Source organism: Micromonospora sp. WMMD967, assembly GCF_029626165.1.
In the GTDB taxonomy this organism is placed as follows: domain Bacteria; phylum Actinomycetota; class Actinomycetes; order Mycobacteriales; family Micromonosporaceae; genus Micromonospora; species Micromonospora taraxaci.
On sequence record NZ_JARUBK010000001.1, the window covers coordinates 4,602,993 to 4,621,750 of the forward strand.

The 18,758-nt window shown below is 73.7% G+C and carries 18 protein-coding genes; 8 read left to right on the forward strand and 10 right to left on the reverse strand.

The genetic code is table 11. The annotated features are described in order from the left end of the window. Positions 1-4 precede the first annotated feature (4 nt). Both O7631_RS20635 and rnhA read left to right on the forward strand, forming a co-directional pair. On the forward strand, positions 5-1,240 hold the full coding sequence (locus O7631_RS20635) for a lycopene cyclase family protein (RefSeq protein ID WP_278145735.1): 1,236 nt from the start codon (positions 5-7) through the stop codon (positions 1,238-1,240). A gap of 239 nt (positions 1,241-1,479) precedes the next feature. After that, complete coding sequence (gene rnhA / locus O7631_RS20640) at positions 1,480-1,953, forward strand: ribonuclease HI (RefSeq protein WP_278145736.1); 474 nt, start codon at positions 1,480-1,482, stop codon at positions 1,951-1,953. Between the two features lie 3 nt (positions 1,954-1,956). Here rnhA and O7631_RS20645 read toward each other — a convergent pair whose 3' ends face one another. The 3 genes from O7631_RS20645 to O7631_RS20655 form a co-directional block, all read right to left on the reverse strand. Then, entirely contained in the window at positions 1,957-2,193 is a 237-nt protein-coding gene (locus O7631_RS20645; RefSeq protein WP_088989852.1) for a preprotein translocase YidC, read from the reverse strand. Between the two features lie 136 nt (positions 2,194-2,329). Continuing rightward, complete coding sequence (locus tag O7631_RS20650; protein ID WP_278145737.1) at positions 2,330-3,217, reverse strand: pentapeptide repeat-containing protein; 888 nt, start codon at positions 3,215-3,217, stop codon at positions 2,330-2,332. A gap of 69 nt (positions 3,218-3,286) precedes the next feature. Continuing rightward, complete coding sequence (locus O7631_RS20655; RefSeq protein WP_278145738.1) at positions 3,287-4,384, reverse strand: DUF5919 domain-containing protein; 1,098 nt, start codon at positions 4,382-4,384, stop codon at positions 3,287-3,289. Positions 4,385-4,563: 179 nt separating this feature from the next. On the opposite strand from O7631_RS20655, the gene O7631_RS20660 reads away from it, so the two are divergent. From O7631_RS20660 to O7631_RS20670, 3 genes are all read left to right on the forward strand, one after another. Next, positions 4,564-5,172, forward strand: coding sequence for a hypothetical protein (locus O7631_RS20660; protein WP_278145739.1), 609 nt, complete (start codon positions 4,564-4,566; stop codon positions 5,170-5,172). Between the two features lie 43 nt (positions 5,173-5,215). Continuing rightward, positions 5,216-5,818, forward strand: a complete 603-nt coding sequence (locus tag O7631_RS20665) for an MBL fold metallo-hydrolase (protein WP_278145740.1) — start codon at positions 5,216-5,218, stop codon at positions 5,816-5,818. Positions 5,819-5,931: 113 nt separating this feature from the next. Next, on the forward strand, positions 5,932-6,963 hold the full coding sequence (locus tag O7631_RS20670; protein ID WP_278145741.1) for a PHB depolymerase family esterase: 1,032 nt from the start codon (positions 5,932-5,934) through the stop codon (positions 6,961-6,963). Positions 6,964-6,997: 34 nt separating this feature from the next. Here O7631_RS20670 and O7631_RS20675 read toward each other — a convergent pair whose 3' ends face one another. The 7 genes from O7631_RS20675 to O7631_RS20705 all read right to left on the reverse strand — a co-directional run bounded on the left by O7631_RS20675 (position 6,998) and on the right by O7631_RS20705 (position 16,204). Then, positions 6,998-8,419 carry a DUF6297 family protein gene (locus tag O7631_RS20675; protein WP_278145742.1) on the reverse strand — a complete coding sequence of 474 codons (1,422 nt, stop codon included), beginning with the start codon at positions 8,417-8,419 and terminating at the stop codon, positions 6,998-7,000. Beyond that, positions 8,416-9,039 (reverse strand): ABC transporter ATP-binding protein, encoded by a 624-nt coding sequence (locus O7631_RS20680; protein WP_278145743.1) that lies wholly within the window; start codon positions 9,037-9,039, stop codon positions 8,416-8,418. The genes O7631_RS20675 and O7631_RS20680 overlap by 4 nt, the downstream gene beginning before the upstream one ends. Positions 9,040-9,079: 40 nt before the next feature. Continuing rightward, entirely contained in the window at positions 9,080-11,401 is a 2,322-nt protein-coding gene (locus tag O7631_RS20685) for a tetratricopeptide repeat protein (RefSeq protein ID WP_278145744.1), read from the reverse strand. A gap of 59 nt (positions 11,402-11,460) precedes the next feature. After that, positions 11,461-13,227: an ABC transporter permease subunit gene (locus tag O7631_RS20690; protein ID WP_278145745.1), complete on the reverse strand. Its 1,767-nt coding sequence runs from the start codon at positions 13,225-13,227 to the stop codon at positions 11,461-11,463. Then, positions 13,224-14,504: an extracellular solute-binding protein gene (locus O7631_RS20695; protein ID WP_278145746.1), complete on the reverse strand. Its 1,281-nt coding sequence runs from the start codon at positions 14,502-14,504 to the stop codon at positions 13,224-13,226. The genes O7631_RS20690 and O7631_RS20695 overlap by 4 nt, the downstream gene beginning before the upstream one ends. Continuing rightward, positions 14,501-15,133 carry an ATP-binding cassette domain-containing protein gene (locus tag O7631_RS20700; protein ID WP_278145747.1) on the reverse strand — a complete coding sequence of 211 codons (633 nt, stop codon included), beginning with the start codon at positions 15,131-15,133 and terminating at the stop codon, positions 14,501-14,503. The genes O7631_RS20695 and O7631_RS20700 overlap by 4 nt, the downstream gene beginning before the upstream one ends. A gap of 93 nt (positions 15,134-15,226) precedes the next feature. Then, positions 15,227-16,204 (reverse strand): YafY family protein, encoded by a 978-nt coding sequence (locus O7631_RS20705; protein ID WP_278145748.1) that lies wholly within the window; start codon positions 16,202-16,204, stop codon positions 15,227-15,229. A gap of 44 nt (positions 16,205-16,248) precedes the next feature. Here O7631_RS20705 and O7631_RS20710 point away from each other — a divergent pair, with 44 nt between their 5' ends. The 3 genes from O7631_RS20710 to O7631_RS20720 all read left to right on the forward strand — a co-directional run bounded on the left by O7631_RS20710 (position 16,249) and on the right by O7631_RS20720 (position 18,757). Further along, positions 16,249-16,728 carry a hypothetical protein gene (locus O7631_RS20710; RefSeq protein WP_278145749.1) on the forward strand — a complete coding sequence of 160 codons (480 nt, stop codon included), beginning with the start codon at positions 16,249-16,251 and terminating at the stop codon, positions 16,726-16,728. After that, positions 16,728-17,186: a hypothetical protein gene (locus O7631_RS20715; protein ID WP_278145750.1), complete on the forward strand. Its 459-nt coding sequence runs from the start codon at positions 16,728-16,730 to the stop codon at positions 17,184-17,186. The genes O7631_RS20710 and O7631_RS20715 overlap by 1 nt, the downstream gene beginning before the upstream one ends. Before the next feature lie 62 nt (positions 17,187-17,248). Next, entirely contained in the window at positions 17,249-18,757 is a 1,509-nt protein-coding gene (locus tag O7631_RS20720) for an NAD(P)/FAD-dependent oxidoreductase (RefSeq protein WP_278145751.1), read from the forward strand. Position 18,758 lies beyond the last annotated feature (1 nt).

Sequence of the window (18,758 nt, forward strand, 5' to 3'; positions counted from 1 at the left end):
ACGGGTGACCGAATCCGCGCCGCTGGACGTCGACCTCGCGCTGCTCGGCGGCGGCGGCGCGGCGTCCCTGCTGCTCGCCGCGCTGGACCGGCACGGCGTCCACGACCTGCGCATCGCCGTCGTCGACCCGGTCCGCCGGCGCGGTCAGGACCGCACCTGGGCGTTCTGGGGCCACCCGGGCACCGACCTCGACCCGCTGCTCAGCGCGAGCTGGCAACAGGTCGAGGTGACGACCGCGGCGCGACGCCGCGTCCTGGACCTGACCCCGCTGCGGTACGCCATGCTCCGCTCCGGCCCGGTCTACGACCGGGCTGCCGCGGCCGAGCGTCGGCTCGACGCCACCCGGATCGTCGCGCCCGCAGACACGGTGACCGACGACGGCACGCGGGTGCGGGTGCGCACCGGCGACGGGCAGACCGTGCGGGCCGGATGGGTGCTCGACTCACGCCCCCGCCCGCCGGCACGAGCGGGGCGGACCACCTGGTTGCAGCACTTCCGCGGCTGGTGGCTGGAGGCCGACCGTCCCGTCTTCGACCCGGCCCGGGCGGTGCTGATGGATTTCCGCACCCCGCAGCCGCCGCGGGGCGTCTCCTTCGGGTACGTGCTGCCGGTGAGCGACCGCTTCGCCCTGGTCGAGTACACCGAGTTCTCGCCCGACCTGCTCACCGACGCCGGGTACGACGCGGCGCTGGCCGGCTACCGGGACCTGCTCGGGCTGGACCCGGCCGGACTGCGGATACGCGAGGTGGAGAACGGCGTGATCCCGATGACCGACGCGCCGTTTCCGGCCCGGCCCTCGCCCCGGGTGGTCCGACTCGGTACGGCCGGCGGCGCGACCCGCCCCTCGACCGGCTTCACCTTCTCCGCGATGTACCGCCAGGCCGACCAGGTGGCCCGCGCCCTCGCGGCGGGGCGACCGCCGGTGCCCCAGGCGGCGTACCCCCGCCGGCACCGCTGGATGGACGCGGTGGCGTTGCGGGCGCTCGACCGGGGCGGGGTCGGTGGTCCGGACTTCTTCGACCGGCTCTTCGACCGCAACCCCGCCGAGCGGGTGCTGCGCTTCCTCGACGGGGTGACCACCCCGGCCGAGGAGGTCGCCATCATGAACTCCACCCGGCTGCTCCCGATGATCACCGCCACCGCCGGCGACGCGGCGCACCGCGTCCGCGATCGGCTGCGGCCCACCCGACCCGCGCCGGCCGTGCCGCCCGCCGTGGTCGGCGCGGAGCCCAGCCCGTAGCGGCCTGCGCGCCCACCGCAGCTCGGCGCGCCCCGCCGGCCGGCGGCGCGGGCGCGGCGAAAGGGCTCCCCATCAGGGTTGGCCGGCTGCCACGCCCATGTGCTGGAGACCGGTATACCTCAGAGTCATATTTATGACTCTGAGGTATACCGCTCACTGCCGCATCGGCCTCCACGGCGGCGGCGCGCCCAGGCCCCCGGGGAGCGAGGACGACGTCACCGCGCGGTAGGTTGCCGGGCATGGTGGACGCGGCGGCCGGCAGGGGCGTGCAGATCTGGACCGACGGGGCGTGCAGTGGCAACCCCGGGCCGGGCGGTTGGGGCGCGCTGCTGCGCTACGGCGACCACGAGCGGGAGCTGTGCGGCGGCGAGGCCACGCCGACCACCAACAACCGGATGGAGCTGATGGCGGCCATCCAGGCGTTGGAGAGCCTGAACCGGCCGGTCACCGTGGAGCTGCACACCGACAGCACCTACGTGCGCAACGGCATCACCAGTTGGCTGGCGTCCTGGAAGCGCAACGGTTGGCAGACCGCCGCCAAGCAGCCGGTGAAGAACGCCGACCTGTGGCAGCGGCTGGAGGCGGCCTGCGAGCGACACCAGGTCACCTGGCTGTGGGTCAAGGGGCACAACGGTCACCCGGAGAACGAGCGGGCCGACGGGCTGGCCAACAAGGGCATGACCGAGGCGCGGGCCGCGCTCTCCAGCCGCTGAGCGTCAGCGGGTCGCGTCCGGATGCCCGGGCATGCTGGACCCGCCACCGCTGCTGCCGGACGAGCCACCGGTCATGCCCGAGCTGTTGTCCTCGGTCACGATGTCCGGGCGCACGTCGGTGTCGGCCGGCGCCGGCACCTCGGTGTCCGCCTCGACCTGCACCAGCGGCACCTGGCCGGCCTCGTCCTCGCTGTGCTGCGGGTCGCCCGGCAGCTCACCGTCGCGTTTTCGGAAACCCACGCCGTGCCCCCCCGTCGATACCGGTCAGCGTCGGCGCTGGCTACCCGGCGTCGTCCCGGCCGAAACCTTGCGGTGTGGGGGCGTCGTCAGCGGTGGCCGGGCGCTCGATTCGAGGGTGTTCGGGGCGGACGGATTGTCAGCGTCGCCGGCCGCGCCGGGCGGCAGTGCCGGCCGGCGACGGCTGGCGGACCGGGGTGAGCGGCAGCGCCGTCCAGTGCGCCGGCCGGGTGAGCGTCGCCGGCACGCCGGTACGCGTGTCACCCCGGGCGGCGTCCAGTTGCGCCTGGTGCAGGAACAGAGTGCGGCGCAGATCCGCCCCGCGCAGGTCGGTCCCGCGCAGGTCCGCCCCGGTGAGATCGGCGAGACCCAGGTCGACGTCGCGGAGGTCGGCACCGATCAGCAGCGCCCCGCGCAGGTTGGCCCGGCGCAGGTCGACCCGGCGCAGGTCGACGCCGAGCAGGTGCGCGCCCCGGTGGTCGACGCCAGCGGGGGAGCGGGCCACGTCACTGGCCCGCGACAGCAGAGGGTTGACCCGGGCCCGGTGCGCGGCGACGTCCACCGCGCGCAGCCGCGCCACGTCACCCGCCGTGAGCGCGGCGGTCTCGGCACGGGCGTGCTCCAGCTCGTCACGCAGGTCGGCCGGCGGGTGCAGCGTCATCGCCGCGTCGAGATACCAGAGCAGTTCGTGCAGCGGTCGCAGCACGGCGAACGCCTCCGCCATGGCCGGCAACGTCTCCGGTGCGTCCCGCCAGTCCCGCCCGCCGAAGGTGACCTGTGCGACCCGCTGCCCGGCGCCGAAGCAGTCGAACACCGTGCAGCCGGGAAAGCCGCGTTGCCGCAGCTCGGTGTGGATGCCGCACCGGTGGTCCGTGCCCAGGTTGGGGCAGGGCTGCCCGGCCGGCTTGTCGATGGCGAAGTCCGCCGACGCGGAGAAGGCCGGCACCACGCAGCACAGCCCGAAACAGCGCCCGCAGTCCGCGCGTAACTGCGCCGACTGCGGTGGCGGTGCGGGGCTGGATGACACGCTGGCGTCCTCCTGGTGCGGGCGAGGCCTCCATTGTTCCGCGCACCGCACCGACCGGACCGTCGGGGGTCACCGTCCGTGGTTGTCCCCGGCCGCCGCCGAACGGGGTTCCGGGGTACGGAAGGCGCCCGGCGGCGGCACCAGCCGATAGACAGCCCGGCCGCCGTCGTCGTGGCCGTACTTCTGGTCGAAGTGGCGTTTCACGATCTCGGCTGGCGTGTGGTCACCATCGGCCGGCTCCGCCAGCGCGAACACGGCGGGCGCCGCCCCGGGTGCGCGGGGTGGCAACACGGCTCGCACGGTCAGCGGCCCGGTCACCCGGAAGCCACGGCAGTCGACGAAGTGCTGCCCGTCCACCGTCACGTACGGCACGCGGACCTCCACCACGTCCGAGTCGTCGTGGCGCAGGGTGACAGTCACCGACCAGTACCGTCCCAGGTCCAGGGTGGCCTGGTCGTGCTCCCACAGCTCCTCGAACCGGGCGTGCACGAAACCGCCCCACGGGCTGTCCATGTCGACTTCCAGTTGAGGAACGTTGAACGACAGCTTCCCGATCGGGAAGAACGAGATCAGCGCCCGCCCGTCCCACTGGTAGAGCTGGATCGACGGCGAGGCGTCGTAGAGCCGGACCTGTAGGCGGTGCCGCAGACGGCTGTCGAGGGCGTCGGCGAAGGCGGCGAGGTGACGCAGGTTGGTGCGGATCTGCCGCGGTACGTCCACCCGCTGCCGCTCCAACTCCTCGGTGCGCTGCTGGGCGGCGGTGCAGTCCGGGTCGAGCAGGAGCAACTGCACCTGCGCGCCGTTGGCGAGCGCCGCCCGGATCGCGGTCAGGGTCTCCTCGCGGTGCCGTTGCTCCAGCAGGATCGTCCAGGTGTCGAGGATGCGGACCCGGCGTCCGGAACGGTGCAGCCGCGTCACGAAGGCCTGCTGGTCGAAGCTCAGGTGCTCCTGCACCCGGGCCTTGCGGGCCTCCTCGAACAGCGGGTCGAAGATGACGTACGAGATGGCCGCGAGCACCACGCTGGCCCCGAGGTTGAGCAACAGGTCGCTGAGGAAACCCGTGCTGCGCCACGCGGCCAGCAGCATCACCACGGCGACCCCGAGCAGCGCCCCACCGACGCCGAAGGCGCGCCGCTGCCGGCCACCTCGACCAGCCCACCCCGGCATCCGATCCCCTTCCGCCGTCGGCCGGCCCGGCCGCCGCCCACCGATCCGGAACGCGGACGATACGTGCCGGCTCCGCCGGCCGCTGCCCCGTTCGCGGGCGATGGTTTCGTCGCCCGGACCGACTCCACCCCTCATAGGGTGACGGTAACGGGGTGGTGCGACCACGGAGGGTAGGCGCGGTGGACGACAGTGAACGCGAACAGGCATTGCTCAGCGCGTTGACCACCGAGCACTACGCGTTGGAGAGCGCCCGCGCCGGCACGATCGCCGAGGCCACCGGCCGGGCCACCATCTTCCTGTCCGTCCTGTCGGCAGCCCTGATCGGGCTCGGTTTCGTGGCCACCAACGAGACGCTGCTCCAGCCGTACCTCGGCGCGGTGCTCCCGACCCTGCTCGTCGTCGGGTTGCTGACCTTCCTGCGGCTGGTCGAGACCACCGTCGAGAACGCGTTGGACCTGCGGCGGATCCAACGCATCCGCGCCTATTACCACCACCGGTTCGCCGGCGAGCACGAATTCTTCAGCGATGCGGTCACCGACGAGGGCACGATGCGCTCGGCCTGGAAGCTGGTCGGCATCAAGCGTGGGTGGTGGGAGTTCCTGCTCACCACTGCCGCTCTGGTCGGTGCCGTGAACGCGGTGCTGCTCGGCCTCGGTGTCGCCCTGCTGGCCGGTCTGGCCGGGCTCGGACACGTGCTGGCGATCCCGGCCGGGGTGGTGACCGCCCTCGTCGCGTTCGTCGCCCAGTTCTTCTACATCCTGCGTACGGCGGCTGTCGAACCGCTGTGACCGGCGCGGCCCAACCGTCACACCGGCGGCGTACCGTCCTCGGATGCGGATCACACGGTTCACCCATGCCTGCGTCCGGGTCGAGCACGACGGCGGGGTGCTGGTGATCGACCCGGGGACGTGGAGCGAGCCGGCGGCCCTGGTCGGCGCGGACGCCGTCCTGGTCACCCACGAGCACACCGACCACGTGGACGTGCTGCGCCTCGCCGGCCTGGGCGTCCCCGTGTACGCCCCGGAGGGTGCCCGACTGCCCGACCTCGCGCCGCTGCCGGTGACCCGGGTCCGCGCGGGGCAACGCTTCACGGCGGCCGGCATCGAGGTCAGTGCCCACGGCGGCCGGCACGCGGCGATCCACGAGGGGCAGCCGGACTGCCCCAACCTGGGCTACCTGGTCGGTGACGGGCTCTACCACCCCGGTGACTCGTTGCACGTGCCGGACGAGCCCGTACGCACAGTGCTCGTGCCGGCCCAGGGGTCGTGGCTGCGCCTGGACGAGGCGATAAGGTTCGCCGCCGCCGTCGGTGCCGCCGCGGCCCACCCGATCCACGACGCGCAGCTCAACGAGCGTGGCCTGGCCAGCGTCGCCGGCTGGTTCGGCGAGACGATCCCCGGCTACCGCCACCTCGCCCCCGGCGACACCGCCTGAGGGACCACACCGGTGGCGGCGAACGTGTCGGCCGCCCTCATATCTGATGTGGTCTATGTCACGGTAGCTTCGGCGCGCGTCGACGCCCCTGTCGGCGCTGCCGAGGAGCGCCCATGTCCACACCGCGGAAGATCGCCACCACCCTCGCCGCCGTCCTTCTGCTGGCCCTGACCACCGCCACCCCCGCCCAGGCCGCCACCCCGTCCACCAAGACCCCGGTCGCCGGGTCGTTGGGCACCTACAACGTCTCCGGCGTCTACGTCGCCGGTGTGTCCTCCGGTGGCTACATGGCCACCCAACTGCACGTCGCCTACTCGTCCCGCATCCGTGGCGCGGCCGTGTTCGCCGCCGGGCCGTACTACTGCTCCCAGAACACCGTCGCGCAGGCGCTGTACGGCTGCGGCGACAACGCGTACCCGACGAATCTCTCCGCCCTGCAGGCCTACACCCGCACGTGGGCGTCGTACGGCTGGGTCGACCCGGTCGGCAACCTGTCCGGCGATCCGGTGTACGTGTTCCACGGCGTCAACGACACCACTGTCAAGAAGTCCGTCACCGACGACCTGGCCCGCTACTACCAGCACTTCGGGGCCAGCGTGCAGTACGACAGCGGCTCCGCCGCCGGTCACTCCTGGGTCACCCCGTACGGCACGCTCGGCTGCACGGCGACCGCGTCGCCCTTCCTCAACGACTGCGGCACCGACCCGCAGAACGCGCTGCTGCGCAAACTCCTCGGCGGGGTGAACGCACCGAACACCGGCGCGCTCGGCGGCACGCTCGTCCGCTTCAACCAGAACACCTTCGCCGTCAACGGCTGGGCCAACGGGTTGAGCATGGACGCCAACGGCTACGCCTACGTCCCGTCGGCCTGCGCGGCCGGCCAGTCGTGCCGGCTGCTGGTCGCCCTGCACGGCTGCGCGCAGGGATCCGGCGCGGTGGGCACGGCCTTCGTCGACCGGGCCAACCTCAACCAGTACGCCGACACCAACAACCTCATCGTCCTCTACCCGCAGGCGGGCACCAGCCTCAGCAACCCGAACGGCTGCTGGGACTGGTGGGGCTACCTCGGCGCGACCAACTTCCCGATCAAGGGCGGCGCGCAGGTGGAGACCATCATGAACATGGTCCGCCGCCTCGACGGCTGATCGCCCGGGCTGGCCGGTCGAGGGTGCTGGCCGGTCAGCCCAGGAACAGCTGCACCAGCACCAGCACGGCCAGCAGCGCCGGCCCCCGTGAACCCTGACGCAGCAGGTCGACAGGGACCATCCCGAACGGGGTGTTGACGGTCGCGCCGCCGTAATTGAGCGGTGGGCGGGTGCCGGCCCGGAACGCGGCGGCCACCACCCCGAGCGCCAGCGTCGGCGCGAGCCACGCCGGCCCCGGGTCGACGGTCGGCACCGTCAGCAACCACCACAGAGCCGCGCCGACGGCCGGCACCACCACGTGGATGCCGCGCAGCAGATTGTCGCTGCCCCCGAGCGCCCGACGCAGCCCGGGTGAGCGGCTGACCGACCGCAGACCACCGGTCAGCCGGTCGACGGCGAGGTACGCGAACACCACCTGAGCGGCCCCGGCCAACCCGGGCATGGCGAGCGCGGCAGCGTACTGCACCCCGATCAGCGCCGCCCAGATCAGCACCGCGCTCGGGTGGCGGCGCAGTCGTCGTACGTCGGCCTGGAGCAGCGTCCACCAGCCCGGACCGGGCCGGAACCGGCTGCTGCGGACCTTGCCGACCCGACGCCACCGCCGGCTCTCCACCAGCCCCGCGAGGAGACTCGGGTCCAGCAGGATCATGGCCGTGGAGGCGGCGTTGGCGAACTGGGCGCCGGTGGTCAGCGTGGCCCGGTCGACGCGGGGCAGCGCGCGTACCGCGAGGACCGTGCCCAGGCCCACGAGCGGCACCGCCAGGGCGAACAGCGCGATGGTGGGCGTCGTCGTCGGTCGGGGCAGCGCGTCGCCCAGGCCCCCGACGAGCACCACCGCGCCGGTGATCACGGCGGCCGCGACCAGCGGGACCACGCCGATGAGCGTCGGCCACCGTCGACCGGCCCGGCTGCTCTGGGCGACGACGCTGAGCGCCAGCGCCGCCGCACCCCACCCCGCGCCGGCCGCGGCCGCCCAGCCCAGGGCACCCGGATCGCTGACACCGCCAAGCGCGGCGACGGCCACGCCGAGGGCCGCGGTGCTGGCCGCCGCGCCGATCAGCAGCAGCACGAAGCGCGGCGCCAGCCAGGCCCGCCGGTCGACCGGCGCGCTGGTCGCCCAGCTCTGCGTGGCCGGGGTCACCAGAAGCGGCCCGAGCGCGCGCAGACCCCGCCAGGCGAGGCCGGCGCCGGCCAGCAGCGCCGCGACGGCCAACCACCAGCGCACGCCCGGTTCGGCCTGCCCCACAGTGGGGGAGTCCAGCAGGTCACGGCTGGCGCTGACCGCGAACCACCCGTACATGCCCGTGAACAGGACGATCACGTACGCGTCGCCCAGCACGTCGCCGAGGGAATGGTCGTGGTGCCGGCTGCGCGCCTTGCGCAGGTGCGTCCGCAGCTGCCGGGCGGTGGGCACGCCGGTCGGCGCGTCGGCGATCGTGGCCGTCGGGGCGGTCACCGGCCGATCTCGATGCGCTCGTCGACCACCGCGTCGATCAGCTCCGGGTCGTGCGAGGCCAGCAGCACGGCCGTGCCCGCCTCGCGTTCGCGCAGCAGCCGCTCGGTGAGCCACTGCCGACCACGGACGTCCAGCCGCTGCTCGGGCTCGTCCAGGATCAGCACCCGACGGGGGCGGACGAAACACGAGGCGAGCGCCAGCCGGCGGCGCTGCCCGCTGGACAGCGTCACCGGCAACTGGTCGCGGGCCGCCTCCAGGCCCAGCTCGGCGAGGACCTCCTCGACCGGCTCGGCGTCACCACCGTGCGCGTACGCGACCAACTCCAGGTGCTCGACCACGGACAGGTCGGGGAAGAAGTCGATGTCGTCCAGGGCGGCGGCCATCAACGCCCGCACCTGCGGGTCGGTCTCGTCGGCCCGTCGGCTCTGCACCAGCACCTCGCCCGCGTCCGGCCGGTCCGCGCCGACCACACAGCGCAGCAGTGTGGTCTTGCCGCTGCCGTTCGGGCCCAGCACCACAGCGATCCGACCCGCCGGCAGTGTGAAACTCACGTCGTCGAGCACCACCAGGTTGCCGAAGTTGCGACTGAGTCCCCGTACCGCGAGCGCGTCCACGATCACAGAGTCTCCCAGAGGCGTGCCACCGGCCAAGCCGAGCGACCTACGTCACGCGGTCCGCAGCGTCGTCCTCCAGCCGGGCGTCGGCGGCGGCCAGCGCCTGCCCGTCGGCGACCTCCTCGGCGACCGACGCCGCGTCCGCCCAGTGCCGCCGCGCCTCCGCGTGCTCGCCCAGCGCCGCGCAGGCGTCACCCAGGTAGAGCAGGGTGCGCGCCAGCCCCGCCGTGGGTTGCGTCTCCTCGCGCAGCCGCCGGCTCTCGGCCAGCAGGTCGTACGCCACCCGCGCCTGCCCCGGCGTGCTGGTCAGCAGCGTCGCCCCGGCGTTGAGCAGGGCCGTCGCCCGGCTCGTCGGGTCGTTGACCGACTCGTACTCGCGCAGCGCCGCCCGCCACGCCTGCGCGGCGTCCAGGTGCTCGCCGAGACCCGCGTGCACCAGCACCAGGTTGGTCAACGCCGCCGCGTACCCCCGGGCGTCACCCACCGACCGGAAGGTGTTCGCCGCCCGCACCAGGTGGTGGTGTGCGCTGTCCAGCTCACCCCGGGCGAGCTGCGCCGCGCCGAGACCCAGGTCGGTGAGGGCGTGCCCGGCCCGGTCCGCCCCGGAGCGGTGCCTCCGGGACATCTCCAGGTGCTCCACCGCGTCGTCCAACTGCCCCAGATCCAGCAGGGCCAGGCCGAGGTTCATCCGGGCCTGGGCAGTGCCCCCGCGTCCGCGTTCGTTCACCGCGAGGGTGAGCGCGGCCGCCGCCCCGTGGGGATCGTGCCGACGCCGACGCAGCACACCCAGTTCGTTGTGCGCCCACCCGGCGATCTCCGGTCGGTCGTCGGCGGTCGGGGTGGCCAGCACGGTGCGGCAGACCTGCTCCCACTCGTCGAGCCGCTCGGCGTACGCCAGCCACCCGCAGAGCGCCACGGCCAGCCGGAACCACCACCGGCGTACCCGTCGGGGCAGTGTCTCGGCCGCGCCGGACGGCACCCGCACCACCGCCAGCAGCAGCTCCTGATGCAGGTCGAACCAGCCGTACGGGTCGTCGTCCAGCGGCAGTGACCACTCCCGGTCCGGTGGCGCGCCGAGCACCGCCAGGTTGGCCGCGTGCCGTTCGGCCCGGCGCGCCAGGTGCCGGGTCAACCGGGCCTGCGCGGCGACCCGGGCCCGGACCGGATCGGCGTCGCGCAGGTGCAGTCGGGCGCTGTCGGCGAGCAGCGGGCGGATCTCGTACCGGTCCCCGGGTGCGCCGACCACGAACGCCGCGGCGGCCAACTGGTCGAGCAGCGCGGTCACCCGCTCGGGGTGTCGGCCGGCGAGCGCGGCGATGGTGGGCCGGTCGACCGGGGCGGGGATCAGCGACATCACCCGGTACAACCGTCGCGCCTCGCGGCTCAACGACCGGTACGCGGTGTCCCGTTCGGTGATCAGTCGTGCGGCCGGCGACACGGTGAGCCGCTGGTGTGGTGGTGTCTGCACCGCGCGGCGCAGCGCGTCCAGCAGGTCGGCGTGTCGCCAGCCGTGCTGCGCGGTGCGATAACCGAGCGCGCGGACGGTGCGGGGCTGTCGGCCGCACAGGTCGACGATGTCGCGTACCGCCGGGTCGGTGCGCGGATCGGCACGGCGGACCCGGGCGGCGGGCGCGGCCCCGCCCGCGGTGGCGAACAACTCGACCGCCTCGGAGGTGCCCGGCTCGGCGATCCAGTGGGCGACCACGCCCTTGAGCCCCATCAGCGCCGGGCCGCCGGCGAGCAGCAGCCGGCAGGTGCGCGCGGTCGGCGGAAGGAGGGGCCGGACCTGGTCGGGCCGGTCGACGTTGTCCAGCACCAGCAGGATCCGGCGGCCGTCGAGCTGGCCGCGCACCGCGTCGGCGGCGGCGACGAGCGCGTCCGGTCGCCCGGACGTCGGCGGGGCGGTGCCCAGGATCCGGGCCAGCGCGGTGAGCACCTGTTGGGCCGAGCGGGGCCGCCCGTGTCGGCGCAGGTCGAGGTAGTACTGCCCGTCCGGAAAGTCGTCCCGGCACAGGTTCGCGGCCTGGACTGCGCACGCGGAGGTGCCCACCGCCCGCCGGCCCAGCACCGCCACCGCGTGTTCCCGGGAGAGCAGCTCGACGACCGCCTCGACGTGCTCGCCACGACCGGTGAACTCGGCAGTGTAGGGCAGGTTCGGCGCGCCGGCGGCCGGCGTGGTGAGCACGTCCGTCGGTTCCGGGTCGACGTCCCGGTCGGCCCGGCGGCGACGGACCTCGTACACGACGAAGCCGATGATGCCGCCGACGGCGAGCGCGATGCTCGTCGGCCCGAGCACACTGGCCGCCAACTCGGAGAGCAGGTTGCTGGCGAGGTTGCTGACCACGTTGGCCAGGACGCCGCTGACCACCCCGCCGATCGCGATCAGCGCCGGCCAGCGCGGACTGCGGCGACCACCGCCCGGCCTGGTCAGCGGACACCCCCGGAGACGAGCCCGGCGACCAGGTGCCGCCGCGACACCACCACCAGCACCACCGGCAGCACCGAGGCGAGCACCGAACTGGCGGCCAGCGCACCGCTGTTGCTCACGAAGCTGCGCGTCTGCTCGGCCAGGAACGGCCCGAGTGGCGACGCCCCCGGCCCGCTGAACAGCCGGCCCACCACCAGGTCGTTCCAGACCTGGACGAACTCCAGCACGGACACCGCCACCACCGCCGACAGGTTGTGGCGGGCCAGCCGGCGCAGGGTGTGCCACCACCGACGGCCGCCCAGCCGGGCGTCGCGCACCTGCTCGACGGGCAGGTCGGCGAACGCGTTGCGCAGCACCAGCACGGCGAACGGCACACCCAACGCGGTGTGCACCAGGGCCAAGCCCTGGGAGGTGCCGGAGGACAGCACCAGGCCGAGGACCTCGTTGACCGGGCCGGCGATGACCTGGATCGGCACGACGCTGGCGGCCAGCAGCAACAGCCCGGTGGCCTGCGCGGCCGGCCCGGTCAACCAGGCCAGCGGGTACGCGGCCAGCAGCGCGACCACCAGCACCGTGGCGGTCACCGCGGTGGCCAGGAGCAACGTGAAGCCCAACGTGCGCCACAACTCGGTGCCGGTGACCAGATTCCGGTAGGACTCGCCGTCGGGCGCAGTCGACCACCAGCCACGCGCCGCTGCGTCGACCCTGCCGTGTGCCGAGGTGGCGACCAGCACCACGAGCGGCACCAGCCACGCCACCGCCGCGCCGACCGCGAGCAGCCGGATGACCCGCCGGGGCGGGGCGACCGGTCCTGGCTGCGGGGACGCCTCGGCGCGCGGCGGCGGCCAGGCCTGCCGGACGAAGAGCGCGGCCACCATGATCCCGCCGACGACCGCCACCAGCCACACCACGCCGAGCGCGGCGCCGTCGCCGGTGGTGGTGCCCCCCGAGGTCTGCCAGATCCGTAGCGCGAGCACCGACGCCTCGTCCCGGACCGAGCCGGGGGTCATCACCAGGATCAGGTCGAACGTGCGGCTGGTGCCGACCGCCACCAGCGCGAAGACCACAGCCGTTGTCCGCAGCAGCAGGGGCCGCCACTGGGCGTCCCACAGGACGTGCCGACGCCGCCCGCCGTAGGCGCGGACCGCGTCGGCGAGACTCGGCGGCACCGTGTCCAGCGCGGACCGGAACACCAGCACGGCCAGGCCCACCCAGGCCCAGACGAACGCCGACATCAACGCCACGGTGACCAGCCCTGGCCCGAGCAACTGCGGCGCATCCTCGGCCGAGCGGCCGGTCAGTCGGGCGGCTACCAGGGTGGCCAGACCTCGGCTCGGGTCGGGGTCGTACATCAGCCGGAAGGTGACCCCGGTGACGACCAGCGGCAACGCCACCGGCACCAGGAGGATCAAGCGGACCAGGCCGCCCTCCTCGGAGCGGCGGGACGCGGCGGCGAGCAGGTAGCCCAGCGCGGTCACGACCGCCGGCACCAGCAGCGCCCACAGCACCGTCCGGCCGACCACCGCGCCGGTGCCCGGGGCGGCGAGCGCCGTGCGGAAGTGCTCCGCGCCGACCCAGCGGCCGTCGGTGGTGACGCTGGCGTGCATGGTCCGCAGCACCGGCCACAGCACGAGCCCACCGAGCAGCACGGCGGCCGGCAGCAACAGCGCCGAGGTCGCCCCCGCCGCCGGGTAGGCACGCCCCCGCCGGGGCGGCCCGACGTCGTCGAGCACGGCCAGCTCGCCGAGGACCCGCGGCTGGCTCATCGGCCGCCGCCCGCGTTGCGGGCCGCCAGGGCGAGCTGACCGGTGGCGCGGCGGATCGCCTCGTTGGCGCTGACACCGTCGGTGACGTCGGCGAAGAAGCCCTGCATGATGCGCCAGATGCCGACGCCGTCCGAGCCGGTGAACGCGCCCGGCAACTGGTCGGAGAGGTCGAAGCGCAGCGTGCCGGGTGCCTGCATCTCCCGGGCGAGCTTCCGACCGACCTGATCGGTGTAGCTGGTGATCGGCACGTTGGTGTTGGGCGACAGGTAGCCGCCGGCGCGCAGCCAGGGCCGGAACGAATCGGCCCTGGTGAGCCACTGGACCAGCTCCGCCCCGCCCTGGGAGCCCGCGAACGCCACCGCCGCGTCGCCGCCCACGATCAACGGGCCGTCTCCGGGTCGGGTGCCCGGGAACGGGAACGTGGTGGGTGCTTCCGGGCCGCGCTGGAACGGGCCGACGACGTCGGCGGTGAAGTCCGCCCCGCAGAGCATCACCGCGCGCCGGGAATACACCACCTGGATCACCGACTCCTCGTACTGGGTGAGCAGGGCACGACGGCCGCCGCCCAGGAACGCGCCGTCGATGCTCCAGAGCCCGGCCAGCCGGTCCAGGGCGTCCCGCACCGGTCTGCCCTGCCAGTCCGCGTCCGGAAGGGCGAGAGCGTCGTAGCTCTCGGGTGCCACGTCGGCCAGGACGTTCTCGAACCAGTCGGTGAGCACCCAGCCGTCCGCGGCGCCGATGGCCAGGGGTGCCGGGCCGCCGTCACGCCGGGCGTTCGCGCCGAGCTGTCGGGTGCGCTCGACCAGCCCGTCCCAGTCGGTCGGCTGCTCGGGCAGCATCGACGGCAGGTGCCAGACCAACGACTTGTGCGCCGCCTTGACCCACACGCCGTAGCGCCGGCCGTCGGCGGTCAGCAGGTCGCCCAGCCCGTTGGGCACCGCGTACTCGCTGGACGGACGCACCGGGCTCAGCCAGCCACGCTGGGCGTACTCGGTGACGAGGCCGGGGCGGGGCAGGATCGCCACGTCCGGGCTGGTGCCCGCGAGGTGCCGGGCCCGCAGGAACGCGTCGATGTCGTTGCCGGCGCTGACCACCTGCACCGAACCGCCGGGGTAGTCGCCGACGACCTGGCGGAACCGGTCCAGCTCGCTGGTGCTCCAGACCACCGCGACCTGCACCGACCGGGTCCCGCCGGAGCAGCCGGCGGCCGCGGCGGCGACGCTCGCGGCGGCAGCGCGCAACAGGGCGCGACGGCTCGTACGGGCGGACGGTCTCATCGGGTCGCCTCGCTCGGCTCGGTGACCAGTTCGTGCCGCACCGGGATCTCGGCCAGGGTGGCCGGGTCGGCGGTGCAGACCAGCACCGCCACCCCGGGCGCCTCCGGCGGGGACAGCCGGGGCATCAGGTCGGCGAGGCGACTGTCGCCGGCCGAGCCCGCCGGCAGGTCGACCACGAGCACCTCGGGCAGGCAGGCCGCCGCCCGCGCCAGGGCCACCCGGAACCGTTGGGCGGCGGAGATCTGGTGCGGCAGCAGGGTCAGCGACAGCGCCAACTCGAGCCGGTCGACGACGGTGGTCGTCCAGTCGTCGGCCACCTCGTGCACACGCTCGCGTTTGCGCTGGCCGTACTCGATGTTGCGGCGCACGGTGAGCTGCGGCAGGAGCGCGCCGCCGGCCGGCACGTAGCCGATCTGCCGACGCGGCGGCGGCAGCGCGGTGACGTCCCGGTCACCGACCAGGATGCGACCGGTCACCGGAGGGGCCAGGCCGACCAGCACCCGGGCGACGGCGGTGCCGAACCGGGGCGGGGCGACCAGGGCGGCGAGCGTGCCGGCGGGGACGTCCAGGGTCACCGGCCCGGTGCCGGGGACGGCGACCAGTGCGTGTAGCCGTAACGTGACCCTCACCTCCGGTGACCGCTGGGAGACCGCACCCAGGGTGGCACACCATGCCGACAATCGATGCCCTCGGCCACCTCCATTGTGGAGGCGCCGGTCGGTTCAGCCGGTCGAGTAGAGCGCGGCGAGGCCGGCCGCCGTGGCCGCCAGGCGCTCGCGCAACGCCGCCGGGGCCAGCACCTCGACGTCGGCGCCGAGGCGCAGCAGCTCACCATGGGCATGGGTGAGCGACTCGATCGGCAGCACCGCGGTCACCCAGCCGCGCGCGTCCGGCGGCCCGGCGCTGGACTCCACAGCTGTCACCACCGGATCGCCGGCGATCTCCCGCAGCCGTTCGCGACCGCCGGGGGAGAGCCGTACGGTGGCCTCGTCGCGGTGCAGCCGGGCGCGGAACCGCACCACGTGCGCCCGCCACCACGACGGCAGGTCGAAGTCGGCGGGCCGGTCGAACTCCTGCGGGAGCGGAGTCAGGGCGAGGATCTGGCTGACCCGGTACGTCGCCGGCGCGCCCCGGCCGGGCTGGTCGGCCACCACGTACCACCGGCCACCCTTGAGCACCAGGCCGTACGGCTCCAGCACCCGGGTCACCTCACCGTTCCAGCTCCGGTAGCGCACCTCGACGCGGTGCTGTCGCCAGACCGCCTCGGCCGTACGCGCCAACTCCGGCGAGGCGTCACCGTCGGCGTACCAGCCGGGCGCGTCGAGGTGGAAGCGCTGCTGGAGCCGGGTGGCCCGGTCGCGCAGCGGCGCGGGGAGCGCGGCGTGCAGCTTGAGTTGCAGCGCGGCCACCACGTCGCCGTAGCCCAGCTCGTCGGCCGGGCCGGGCAGGCCGGCCAGGAACAGCCGGTCGGCCTCCTCGGCGGTCAGCCCGGTCAGGCGGGTCCGCCAGCCGTCGACCAGTTGGTAGCCGCCGGCGTGCCCGGCCTCTCCGTAGAGCGGGATGCCGGCGGCGTGCAGCGACTCCACGTCGCGGTAGATCGTGCGGGGGGAGACGCCCAACCGGTCGGCGAGTTGCGCGGCGGTGAGCCGACCGTGTGTCTGGAGCAGCATCAGGACGGAGAGAAGTCGACTGGCCCGCACTTCACTGACACTAACTGTCAGGGGCGTGGTCCTACTGTCCCGGCATGGCCTTCAGGGACAAGGATCTGAGCACACCGGGACTCATCAGGGTGGACGGTCGACAGCTCAAGCGCTACCACATCGACCAGCCGGAACAGCGTATCGAGCCGGAGGTGGAGAAGGCGGCGTACGACCTGTTGCCCGCGCTGCTGGCCGACGTCGTGGACGACGGCACCCCGGCCGCCGGGTGGGTGGTGCTGCACCGGGGCGCGGACACCGGCGCGTACCTGCTGGCGTACACCTGGGTGTGGGACAACGCGGTGGAGGTCCGTGTCGCCGCGGCCGGGCAATCGGCGCTGGACTGCCCGGACGACGACCCGACCCGTTTCATCGAGGTGCGTCGACCCGCCGTCGGCTGCGTGTGGGAGTTGGCGGTGCTGGAACACGAGCGGGCCGCCTGGGTCCGACACATGCTGGCGCCGGAGAGCCCCGACCTGACCGGCTATCTGAGCGACACACGAGCGGAAGGGCCGGTAGGCCACTGATGGGCGACTTCGACTTCTTCACCGGCACCTGGAACGTCGTCAACCGGCGGCTGCGCGAGCGGCTGGTCGGCTCGGACGACTGGGAGGAGTTCCCCGGGGTGTCGGTAGCGCACGGCTTCTTCGCCGGAGGCGGCCACTTCGACGAGATCACGTTCCCGACCAAGGGCTCCGCCGGCGCCACGATCCGGATCTTCGACCCGGCCCGGCAGGAATGGTCGATCTACTGGATGACCAGCGGCAGCGGGGTGCTAGAGCAGCCGCCGATGGTGGGCCGTTTCGTCAACGGGGTCGGCCACTTCTACGCCGACGACCAGCACGAGGGGCGACCGGTGCGGTGCCGCTTCATCTGGTCGGACATCAGCGCGACCACCGCCCGCTGGGAGCAGGCGTTCTCCGTCGACGGCGAGCAGACCTGGGAAACCAACTGGATCATGATCTTCACGCGCGCGTCCGACTAGCAGGTTCCGGCCGTCCGAGTGCGGTGCTAGGGTCCGTCCACCGCCCCGGATGGAGGGATGTCATGGCCTCCGACCACGTCGATGTGCTGATCATCGGCGCCGGCCTGTCCGGCATCGGCGCGGCCTGCCACCTGACCCGGGACTGCCCGGGCAAGACGTACGCGGTGCTGGAGGCACGCGACGCCGTCGGCGGCACCTGGGACCTGTTCCGCTACCCGGGCATCCGCTCGGACTCGGACATGTTCACCCTCGGCTACGCGTTCAAGCCCTGGACCGCCCCGGAGGCCATCGCCGACGGCACGACCATCCGGGAGTACGTCCGCGAGACCGCCCGGGAGTACGACGTGCAGCGGCACATCCGCTTCCGACACCGGGTGCTGCGCGCCGAGTGGCACAGCGCCACCGCCCGCTGGACGGTGTACGCGCAGCGGGCCGACACCGCCGAGACAGTGGTGCTGACCTGCTCGTTCCTGTTCGCCTGCACCGGCTACTACCGCTACGACGAGGGCTACACACCGCCGCTGCCCGGCGTCGACGCGTACGCCGGACGGTTGGTGCACCCGCAGCACTGGCCCGACGACCTCGACCACACCGGTAAGCGGGTGGTGGTCATCGGCAGCGGCGCCACAGCGGTGACAGTGGTGCCGGCGATGGCGCAGCGGGCCGCCCACGTGACGATGCTGCAACGCTCACCCACGTACGTCATGGCGTTGTCCTCGCGGGACCGGCTGGCCGACGCGTTGCGGCGTTGGCTGCCGGCGAGCGCCGCGTATCCGCTGGTGCGCGGGAAGAACGTGCTGCTCTCCACGGTCACCTACCAGCTCAGCCGGCGTGCGCCCGGCCTGGTGAGGCGGACGCTGCGCCGGGCCGCCACGGGCCGCCTCCCGGTCGGGTACGACGTCGACAGGCACTTCTCACCCCGCTACGACCCGTGGGACCAGCGGCTCTGTGTCGCGCCCGACGGTGACCTGTTCATTGCCGTACGGCAGGGGCGGGCGTCGGTGGTCACCGACACCGTCGACACCTTCACCCCGGACGGTGTCCGGCTGACCTCCGGCGACGTGCTGCCCGCCGACATCGTGGTCACCGCGACCGGGCTCAACCTGCTCGCCGTCGGTGGCCTGACGCTGCGGGTGGACGGCGTCGACGTCGACCTCGCCGGCACCGTCGCCTACAAGGGCATGATGCTGTCCGGGGTGCCGAACTTCGCGCTGACCCTCGGCTACACCAACGCGTCGTGGACGCTCAAGGCCGACCTCGTCGCCGGGTACGTCTGCCGTCTGCTGCGGCACCTGGACCGCACCGGCCAGCAGGTCGTCACGCCGCTCGCGCCGCCCGACGACGGGCGGGTGCCGCTGATCGACCTGCGCTCCGGCTACGTGCTGCGCGCCGTCGACACGCTGCCCAAGCAGGGTGCGAACGCGCCGTGGCGGCTGCACCAGAACTACCCCCGCGACGTGCTGCTGATGCGCCACGGCAGGCTCACCGACGAGGGTGTGCGGTTCTCCCGGGCCGGCGAGACCGACGCGCCCACCGGCACCCGACGTCCCGTGTCGTCCGAGCGTCGCTGAC